This window comes from Arcobacter sp. CECT 8985, from assembly GCF_004116495.1.
Lineage (GTDB): Bacteria > Campylobacterota > Campylobacteria > Campylobacterales > Arcobacteraceae > Malaciobacter.
Genome location: NZ_PDKC01000001.1, coordinates 242,620 through 251,836, shown reverse-complemented (window position 1 = coordinate 251,836; position 9,217 = coordinate 242,620). Strand labels below are relative to the sequence as shown.

10 protein-coding genes are annotated in these 9,217 nt (G+C 30.3%); all 10 read left to right on the top strand.

Annotated elements, in window-relative coordinates; translation table 11 throughout:
* Positions 1-681, top strand: a 681-nt coding sequence (locus tag CRU93_RS01270; RefSeq protein WP_129102368.1) for a molecular chaperone, incomplete at its 5' end; no start/stop codon positions are given.
* Positions 682-765: 84 nt separating this feature from the next.
* Complete coding sequence (locus tag CRU93_RS01265; protein WP_129102367.1) at positions 766-972, top strand: Tat pathway signal protein; 207 nt, start codon at positions 766-768, stop codon at positions 970-972.
* A gap of 12 nt (positions 973-984) precedes the next feature.
* Positions 985-3,816 carry a formate dehydrogenase subunit alpha gene (locus tag CRU93_RS01260; RefSeq protein WP_129102366.1) on the top strand — a complete coding sequence of 944 codons (2,832 nt, stop codon included), beginning with the start codon at positions 985-987 and terminating at the stop codon, positions 3,814-3,816.
* A gap of 9 nt (positions 3,817-3,825) precedes the next feature.
* Positions 3,826-4,437 (top strand): formate dehydrogenase FDH3 subunit beta, encoded by a 612-nt coding sequence (fdh3B, locus tag CRU93_RS01255; RefSeq protein WP_129102365.1) that lies wholly within the window; start codon positions 3,826-3,828, stop codon positions 4,435-4,437.
* Positions 4,438-4,442: 5 nt separating this feature from the next.
* A complete protein-coding gene (locus CRU93_RS01250) occupies positions 4,443-5,342 on the top strand; it encodes a formate dehydrogenase subunit gamma (RefSeq protein WP_129102364.1) in 900 nt (299 codons plus the stop codon).
* Positions 5,343-5,426: 84 nt separating this feature from the next.
* The gene (fdhD, locus tag CRU93_RS01245; protein ID WP_129102363.1) at positions 5,427-6,215 is read left to right on the top strand and encodes a formate dehydrogenase accessory sulfurtransferase FdhD; all 789 of its coding nucleotides are present in this window, start codon (positions 5,427-5,429) and stop codon (positions 6,213-6,215) included.
* Positions 6,208-6,633 (top strand): ModE family transcriptional regulator, encoded by a 426-nt coding sequence (locus tag CRU93_RS01240; RefSeq protein WP_129102362.1) that lies wholly within the window; start codon positions 6,208-6,210, stop codon positions 6,631-6,633. Before fdhD ends, CRU93_RS01240 begins: the two co-directional genes overlap by 8 nt.
* Positions 6,617-6,988 (top strand): winged helix-turn-helix domain-containing protein, encoded by a 372-nt coding sequence (locus CRU93_RS01235; RefSeq protein ID WP_129102361.1) that lies wholly within the window; start codon positions 6,617-6,619, stop codon positions 6,986-6,988. Before CRU93_RS01240 ends, CRU93_RS01235 begins: the two co-directional genes overlap by 17 nt.
* Positions 6,988-7,968, top strand: a complete 981-nt coding sequence (locus CRU93_RS01230; RefSeq protein ID WP_129102360.1) for a cysteine desulfurase — start codon at positions 6,988-6,990, stop codon at positions 7,966-7,968. Before CRU93_RS01235 ends, CRU93_RS01230 begins: the two co-directional genes overlap by 1 nt.
* Positions 7,958-9,205 (top strand): molybdopterin molybdotransferase MoeA, encoded by a 1,248-nt coding sequence (locus CRU93_RS01225; protein WP_129102359.1) that lies wholly within the window; start codon positions 7,958-7,960, stop codon positions 9,203-9,205. The genes CRU93_RS01230 and CRU93_RS01225 overlap by 11 nt, the downstream gene beginning before the upstream one ends.
* The last annotated feature ends 12 nt before the right edge of the window (positions 9,206-9,217 follow it).

Below are 9,217 nucleotides of genomic sequence, written 5' to 3'. Positions count from 1 at the left end.
AGATATATGAAGTTATTAGAATTAATAAATTTATTAAAAGATAATAGTTTAGATAGTTCTAGTGGTGAAGCTTTTAAAAATCTATCAATTAAGTTAGAAAAAGATTCTAATATATCATTATTACAAGAGTTTGATGATATTTTTTATAATCCTCAAACTACGCAAATAAGAACAACAGCTTCATATTATGATGAAGGTGTTGAAAGTGGAAGAAAAAGAGTTGAAATGCTTGATTTTCTTGCAAAAACTAAAATTAGAAGAGATGAAAAAAATTTTTCGGAGTATGAAGATTCAATTGGATTTGTTTTTACTGTTCTTTCAGAGCTCGCAACATTGGTTTCAGAAGGTCAAGAACAATACAAAACAGTTCAACATTGTATATTTAAAGATATATTAAATGAATTTGTAGATGATTTTTCTAAAGCTGTATATGAACATGAAAAAGCAGACATTTATAAAGATGTAATTGCAGCATTAGTTTCTTTTATGGAATTTGAAAGATTATATTTAGAAGTTTCAAAAGTAAAAGCAAAAAATATTGTTAATACTGAATCTAAAAAAGAAGAAATTTCTGAAGAAGAAAAAGAAAGAAGAGCAAGAAATAAAGCAGCAAAAGCTGCTGGGGCAAAACAGCCAAAAGAAGATGTTTTTGTTACATTTGATGTAGAAAAAGATATCTAAAAGTATATCTTAAGGGACTAAGAAAGATTAATTTATTGATTTTTCTTAGTCTCTTAGGGACTGAAAAAACAAAAAGGATCAACTATGCAAGAAGATAGAAGACAATTTGTCAAAAAGAGTGCAATGGTTGTTGGTGCTGCAAGTGTAGCTGTTGGTGCTACTACGCTAGCTGCAAGTGGAAAAAGCGAAAATGCAGATTCTAATGGTGTTGTTGTAGGTGAATCTACTAAAAAAGAGATTACTTATAAAAAAACTAAAGCTTGGGAATTATATTATAAACAAGCGAAATAGAAAGGTGTTATTATGTCAAATAGTACATATGATGCACTAAAAGCAAAAGTAGGTAGAAGATCATTTATTAAAATGGCTGCTGTGGCTACTGCTTCTGGTGCTGTAAGCGCTTTTGCAAATAATAATGATGGTATTACTAGAGAAGCAACTAAAGAAGAGATTAAAAATCCTTTTCCTGGTTCTAAAAAAGTAAAAACTATCTGTACAGCATGTTCTGTTGGCTGTGGTATTATTGCAGAAGTACATAACGGAGTTTGGGTAAGACAAGAAGTTGCACAAGACCATCCAGTTTCACTTGGTGGGCATTGTTGTAAAGGTGCAGATATGATCGATATGGTTAGATCTGAAGTAAGACTTAAACATCCAATGGTTAAAGAAAAAGGTCAGTGGAAAAGAATTTCTTGGGATGATGCATACGATAGAATCTCTAAGAAAATGAAAGATTTAAGAGAAAAAGAGAGTCCAGATGCGACTATGTTTTTAGGCTCAGCAAAAATGAGCACAGAGCAAGCATATTATTTTAGAAAATTTGCTGCAATGTATGGAACTAATAACATAGATCACCAAGCTAGAATCTGACATAGTGCAACAGTTGCCGGTGTGGCAAATACATGGGGTTATGGCGCTATGACTAACTCATTAGGTGATATTCAAAATGCGAAAGCAATTATTATTTTTGGAGCAAATCCTGCTGTGAATCATCCAGTTGGTTTTGGACATTTTCTTAAAGCAAAAGAGAGAAATAATGCAAAAATAATTGTAATAGATCCTGTCTTTACAAAAACAGCTGCAAAAGCTGATCATTACTGTCAAATTAGACCAGGTACAGATATTCCATTTATGTATGGAATGTTAAATCTTATATTTAAAAATGGTTGGCATGATGATAAGTTCATAAACGATAGAGTTTATGGAATGGATTTAATTAAAGAAGAAGCAAAAAAATGGACTCCTGAAAAAGTTGCAGACATTACAGGCGTACCAGCTGAAAAATTAATTCAAATCACAACTTTATATGCTAAAAATTCTCCAGGTACATTAATTTGGGCAATGGGTTTAACACAACACACAATAGGAAGTTCTAATACAAGATTAGCTCCAATTGTACAATTAGCTCTTGGAAATATGGGTAGAGCAGGTGGTGGAACAAATATCTTAAGAGGGCACGATAATGTTCAAGGTGCTACAGATATGTGTTGTTTATCACATACATTACCAGGTTATTATGGATTAAGTGATGGTTCATGGAAATATTTTGCACAACAATGGAAAGTTGACTATGGTTGGTTAACTAGACAATTCCAAGCTCCTGAGTGGATGAATAAAAAAGGATTCACACTTGCTAGATGGTGGGCTGGAGTATTAGATGGCAAAGGTGGAAATGATAAATCTCATAATGGTAAAACAAATCTAAAAGCACTTTTTGTTATGGGTAATGGAGTTACTTCTGTTGCACAACAAGCAAAAATTAAAGAAGGTTTAGACAATTTAGAATTGCTAGTGTTATCTGATCCTTTTGTAAACGAAGCGGCAATTTTAACAGATAAACAAGATGATGTATTTATTATACCAGCAGCAACACAATTTGAAACAAGTGGTTCAGTTACTGCTACAAATAGATCAGTTCAATGGAGAACTCAAGTAGTTGAGCCATTATATGAATCAAAACCAGATCAAGAAGTTTTATTTGAACTTTCAAAAAGATTAGGTTTTTATGATCAATATGTTGCAGCAATGAAAGATGAAAAAGGTAATTTCAAATGGCCTGAAGATGCTACAAGAGAAATTGCTAGAACTATTAAAACAATTGGTTTAACAGGTTGGACACCAGAAAGATTAAAAAAACATAATGAAAATTGGCATATGTTTGATCAAGTAACTCTAAGAGGTTATGGTGAAATGAAAGGTGAATATTATGGTTTACCTTGGCCTTGTTGGACAGAAAAACATGGAGGAAGTCCGCTTCTATATAACACTAATTTAAGTGTTAAAGATGGAGGTATGGGATTTAGAAATAGATTTGGTTTAGAACATGAAGGTGTTTCACAATTAGCAGCAGCTGGAAGTGCACCAAAAGATTCTAAAGTAAATGGTGGATATCCTGAAATTACAAGAGATAATATTGAAGAAGTTTTAGGAATTAAATTAACTGAAGATGAGAAAAAAAGAATTGGTAAAAACTGGAAAGTTGATACTTCAAATATTATTGCTGAAAAATGTATGGAAGCAGGGATTGCACCTTACGGAAATGCAAGAGCAAGAGCAAGAGTATGGACATTCCCTGATCAAATACCAATGCATAGAGAGCCTTTACACTCTCCAAGATTTGATTTAGTTAAAAAATATCCAACATATGCAAACAAACCAGATCATTATAGAGTTGATACTCAATATATGAGTAAACAATCTCAAAAAGATTGGTCAAAAGAGTTCCCAATTAACTTGGTAACTGGAAGACTTGTAAACCTAAATGGTGCGGGTATGGAGAATAGAGCTTCTAAATATCTAGCAGCATTAAGCCCTGAGATGTTCTGTGATATAAATCCAGACTTAGCAGGTAAATTAGGCGTAAGAGATGGAGATATGGTATGGATTCATTCACCTGAAGGAACAAAAATTAAAGTAAAAGCAAAATATTCATATTCAGTTAGCCCTGATAGAGTATGGTTACCATTCCATTTTGCTGGACATTTCCAAGGTGAGGATTATTCACACAAATATCCTAAAGGAACTAAACCTTATGCGGTTGGTGAAAGTGCAAATACTGTTACAAACTATGGTTATGACATTATTACACAAATACCAGAAACAAAAGGTGGATTATGCCGAGTAGAAAGAGCGTAGGAGGTTATTATGAGTAGTTCAGAATTATCAAGAATGAAATTTTATTGTGATGAAGGTAGATGTATTGAATGTGATGGTTGTTCAGTAGCTTGTGCAGAAGCTCATGAACTTCCATCTGGGATTAATAGAAGAAAAGTAATCACAATTAATGAAGGTAAAGAAGGATTAGAATACTCTTTATCAATAGCTTGTATGCATTGTACAGATGCACCTTGCGAACAGGTATGTCCAGTAGATTGTTTCTATATTAGAGAAGATGGGATTGTTCTTCATGATAAAGATAAATGTATTGGTTGTGCATATTGTTTATATGCTTGTCCTTTTGGAGCACCACAGTTCCCTAGAGATGGTGCTTTTGGAACAAAAGGTGCAATGGATAAATGTACAATGTGTGCAGGTGGTCCATTAGAAACAAATAGCGAACATGAAAGAGAACTTTATGGACAAAATAGAATAGCTGAAGGAAAAGTTCCTGTATGTGCAGCTATGTGTTCAACTAAAGCACTTTTAGTTGGTGAATCTCAAGAAGTTAGTAAAATATATAGAGAAAGAGTTTTATCAAGAGGTCATGGCGTACAAACAGCTCCAATGACTTGGGATACTGCCTACGGGGCAAAGTGAGGTATATGATGAAAAAATATTTACTAATTTTGATATTCGTATTATCATCAGTAGCATTCGCTGCTGATGAATCAAGTGCAATATTTGGAAAAGATTTAATACCAAATATATTAGCATATGATAAACAGGGCTCTTTACATTTAGGACAATGGTTTACTATTTTACAAGGTAAATATTTTACAATGGCATTTTTAGCCATTGCCTTTGGAGTTCCAGCAGTTTTTTTAGTTCACTATTTAATTATAGGACCAATGATTTTTTCACATGATAGAAAAAAGATACACGTATTCACAATATTTCATAGATTTATCCACTGGTTAGCTGGATTTTCATTTATTGTTTTAATACCAACAGGTTTTGTTATGGTATTTGGAACATTTTTTGGTGGAGGAGAATTTGTAAGAGTTTGTAAAGAACTTCATGCAATCGCAACTCCGTTTTTTGCAGTTTCTGTATTACCTATGTTAATCATGTGGTTTAAAGAAATGCTTCCAACAAGTGATGATATCAAATGGATGATGATATTAGGGGGTTATTTAAACAAAAGAAAAGACCCAATTCCAGCTGGTAAATTTAACGCAGGACAAAAAATGTGGTTCTGGATTTGTACTTTAGGTGGGATATTTATGATAATAACAGGTGCAATTATGTATTTTCAAGATTTTAAACTTGATATTGTTGTATCATTAGGATTATCACAAATTGACCTACTAAGAGCAAGTGCAATAGTGCATAATGTTTTAGGAATGGCAGTAGCTGCACTATTTATGACACATATTTATATGTCTGTATTTGCAATTAAAGGTGCAATTCACAGTATGATAACTGGTTATAAAGAAGAAGAAGAAGTTGAAATCCTTCATAGTACTTATTATAAAAAATTAAAAGATAAAAAAGAATTATAATAGAAAAAAACTGGTAAGATTATACTCTTACTAGTTTTTTAAATGCTAGAAATATGCATTAAATACACATTAAAGAAGTTGGGAATGGGAAACGAAAAATATTTAAAAAAAGTAATTATTGAAAAAGTATCAGGTGAGAGCTCAGTTGAGTTTGAAGATGTAACTATTGAAGAAGCAAGGTTAAATCTCTATTTAAATGGTGAAAAAGCAATTTCAATGATGTGTATTCCTATAGACCAAGATGCACATGCAGTTGGTTTTTTAATGAGTGAAAATGTAATTTCAAGTATTGATGATATTGAAGAATTTCATATCAGCGAAGATGGATTGAGAGTTGATATAACTGCAAAAATAAATGAAGATTCTTTAGAAAATTTATATACAGAAAAAACTTTAGTTAGTGGCTGTGGTGGTGGAGTTACTGGAAATGTAGAAGGAAATGTTGAAGTGCCATTTAACCAAATAGCATTTCAAGTAAAACCAGAAACAATCTCTACTGAAGTAAAAAAATTTTATGAAGAGAGTGAATTATATAAATTAACAGGATGTGTTCATAAAGCAATGATATATTTACCAGATGGTACTACTGTAACATCAGAAGATATTGGTAGACATAATGCTATTGACAAAGTAGTAGGTAAATGTAAAATTAAAGGTTTAGATACTTCAAAATCTGTTTTATTTGTAAGTGGTAGATTATCTTCAGAAATGGTAACAAAAGCTGTAATGCACAAAGTCCCTATTGTAGTTTCAAGAACAGCACCAACATATCTTGGAGTACAAACAGCTCATAAGCATGGAGTTACATTAATAGGTTTTGCAAGAGGCAAAAGAATGAATATTTATACTCATCAAGGAAGAATTGATGTCTAGTATAGATGATGATATGGATATTAAACTTGATAATATACAAAAAGATTTAATTTTAACAAATTTAGATGCTGAAGGTAAATTATCTTGTTTAAAGGCTTTTAAAGTTGCACGACTTATAGGTAAAAAGCCACATGAAATGTCTGCAATTACTAAAAGTTTAGGTATAAAAATTACTAATTGCGAATTAGGAGTTTTTGGAAAAATTAAATTTAATGACCCAAATATTGAAGTTTATAATAGAATAAAACAAAATTATTTGGGGAATAAAGAATTAGAGTGTAAAGTGTTATGGAATGAGGCACAACAATCTACTTTAAGAACAGTTGGTTCTACAGTTGTAAATTCTGATATAGAAGTTACTCATTGTCAATTGGGATGTTTTAGAAAAAGGAAGGGCAAGCATGAAAGTAAAAGTTAAGGTTTGGATAGAAGATGATGACCAAAATCTAATTTTTGGTAGTGGGAAGACTGAAGTTCTAGAAAACGTTGACAGAACTGGATCTATAGCAGAAGCTGCAAAAGAAGTAGGAATGAATTATAAAAAAGCCTGGAGCCATATAAAAATATTGGAAAAGTTTATTGAAGAAGATCTTGTAATGACGTTTAAAGGTAGAGGTGAGAATAGTGGAACTAGTCTTACTCCCAAAGCAAGAGAAGTTATTCAAACTTATAAAATATTAGAACATGATATAAAAAAATATGCAGAAGATAGATATAAAGAGCTTTTTGTTAAAGGTGGAGAAGAAATTCTCAATCCAAAGGAGGATAAATAATGTTTAAATTGAATTTTTTATTGTATCCAAATGTGCAAGATATACATATTACAACTGATTATTCATTAAGTATCTTAGATAATAATGATTCTTTTACTTTATTAAAAAAAGTTTTTTTAAAAAAGTATAATTTTACTGATTTAAAAACAATCGATTTTAGTAAATATGGAGTTTTAGGTTTAATGCTTGAACTGGATGGAAAAATTGCAGTTAGTAAAGGTGAAAGTCAATCAATCGTGGATGCTGCAAAACAATATGAAAAGTTAGGTTTTGAAGTTTTATGGATTGAGTTAAATAAAAATGGAACAGTAAATTTTGAAAAATTAAAAGATCAAAAATTAGATTTTATATTTATCTCTTCATATACAATGGATACTTTTGTTAAGACGAATCTTAAAAAAATAAAAGAGTTAACTAATGCTAAGATAATTTCAAATTCAAGTGCAAATTATGATGAAATTTGTGATATTGCAATTTTTGATTGTTATAAATTAAGCGGATATACAAGTAGTGCTATTGTTTTACATAATGGTGAATTTGAAGAACAAAACTTAGCAAATTGTGATGCTCTTAGTGTATATTTATCATTTGAAGGTTTAAAAAATCAAACTTTTAATACTTCAAATAAAAAACTTTTTCTTGAAAAATTAAAACAGAAGTTTAAAGATGATATTTATTTTTTTGTAGAACCTTCTTCTACTTTAGACTATTCTTTACATTTTGCTTTAAAAAATATCAAAGCAAGAGAACTTATACGTACATCTGCTTTATCTAATATTTTAATTACAAATGGAGAAGGGTGCTCTTTAGGTTTATCTAAACCTTCAAGAATTATTCAATCTATGGGATATGATGAATTAACTAGTAGAAATGCTATTTCTTTATCTTTTTGTGAAGAGTACTCTAATGAAGAAATAGAAAAAATTGTTGAATTATTACATAAAAAATATAGACAAATAAAGGTATTAAATGAGCAATAAATTAACATATTTGGATTTTAATGAAGCAGTAATTAAAAGTTTTGAATTAGCAAATGCTACTACTTTAACACACAAAGTTTCATTGTTAGATGCTTTAGGTAAAGTAATAGCTCAAGATATTATTTGTACAAAAAATTTACCATCTTTTAATAACTCTGCTATGGATGGGTTTGCTTTTAAAAGTGAAGATTCTGGAAAAACTTTAAATATAAAAAGAGTTATTTATGCTGGTGATAAAGATGATAAAGTAAAAGCAGATTTAAAGGATGGTGAATGTTATAAAATAATGACAGGTGCACAAGTACCAGCTGATGCAGATACAATTATTCCAATAGAAAATTGTAGTAATGTTACAGATATGAATGTAACTCTTCCAACTAATATAAAAAAAGGAAGTAACCTAAGAGTAAAAGGTGAAGAACAAAAAAAAGGAAATATTCTTTTAAAAAAAGGTGAAGCTATTAACTCATCAACAATAACACTATTAGCTTCTCAAGGTATTGTAATGGTTGAAGTATATAAAGATATTTCAATTGCTGTTTTATCTACGGGTGATGAGTTAAAAGAACCTTGGGAAAATTCAAATGAAGATGAGATATACAATTGTAACTCTTATGCTTTAGTATCACTTTTAAAAGAGAATGGTTTTAATGCTACATATAGTGGTGTTATTCCTGATGATTTGGAAAAATCAAAAGAGTTTATTTCAAATCTAAAAAATTACGATGTTGTAATAACAAGTGGTGGTATTTCAATGGGTGATGCTGATTTTATGGCAGAAGCTTTTTTATCTAATGGTTTAAAAACGGCTTTCCATGGAGTAAATATTAAACCAGGTCGTCCTATTATGATGGGAAAAATGCAAAATACAGTAGTTGTTTCTTTACCTGGTAATCCATTAACTGCTATGGTTAATGCACATTTATTTGTTATCCCTGTATTAAAAAAACTACAAGGTAACAATAGTTTTTATCATGATATTGAAAAAGTTAAGAATATAAAAGAATTTAAAACAAAACAAGGAAGAGTAAATGTAGTGCTTGGATCTTGTGAAAATGGAGGTTTTATAGTTACAAGAAATAACAAATATGGATCAGGAATGATTACAGCACTTTATGAAAGTAATTCATTATTAGTTACAAATAATGATACAAGTAATATCGCTGTAGATCAAGAAGTAGGTGTTATTAGATTTAATAACAAATTTTTAGATAAACAAATAAATATTTTAAATTAATAAAAGGAAAAT

Coding starts and splice junctions, on each gene's coding strand:
- CRU93_RS01235 (WP_129102361.1), top strand. CDS start 6,617: ATGAAAGTAAAAGTTAAGGTTTGGATAGAAGATGATGACCAAAATCTA.
- fdhD (WP_129102363.1), top strand. CDS start 5,427: ATGGGAAACGAAAAATATTTAAAAAAAGTAATTATTGAAAAAGTATCA.
- CRU93_RS01225 (WP_129102359.1), top strand. CDS start 7,958: ATGAGCAATAAATTAACATATTTGGATTTTAATGAAGCAGTAATTAAA.
- CRU93_RS01250 (WP_129102364.1), top strand. CDS start 4,443: ATGATGAAAAAATATTTACTAATTTTGATATTCGTATTATCATCAGTA.
- fdh3B (WP_129102365.1), top strand. CDS start 3,826: ATGAGTAGTTCAGAATTATCAAGAATGAAATTTTATTGTGATGAAGGT.
- CRU93_RS01240 (WP_129102362.1), top strand. CDS start 6,208: ATGTCTAGTATAGATGATGATATGGATATTAAACTTGATAATATACAA.
- CRU93_RS01265 (WP_129102367.1), top strand. CDS start 766: ATGCAAGAAGATAGAAGACAATTTGTCAAAAAGAGTGCAATGGTTGTT.
- CRU93_RS01230 (WP_129102360.1), top strand. CDS start 6,988: ATGTTTAAATTGAATTTTTTATTGTATCCAAATGTGCAAGATATACAT.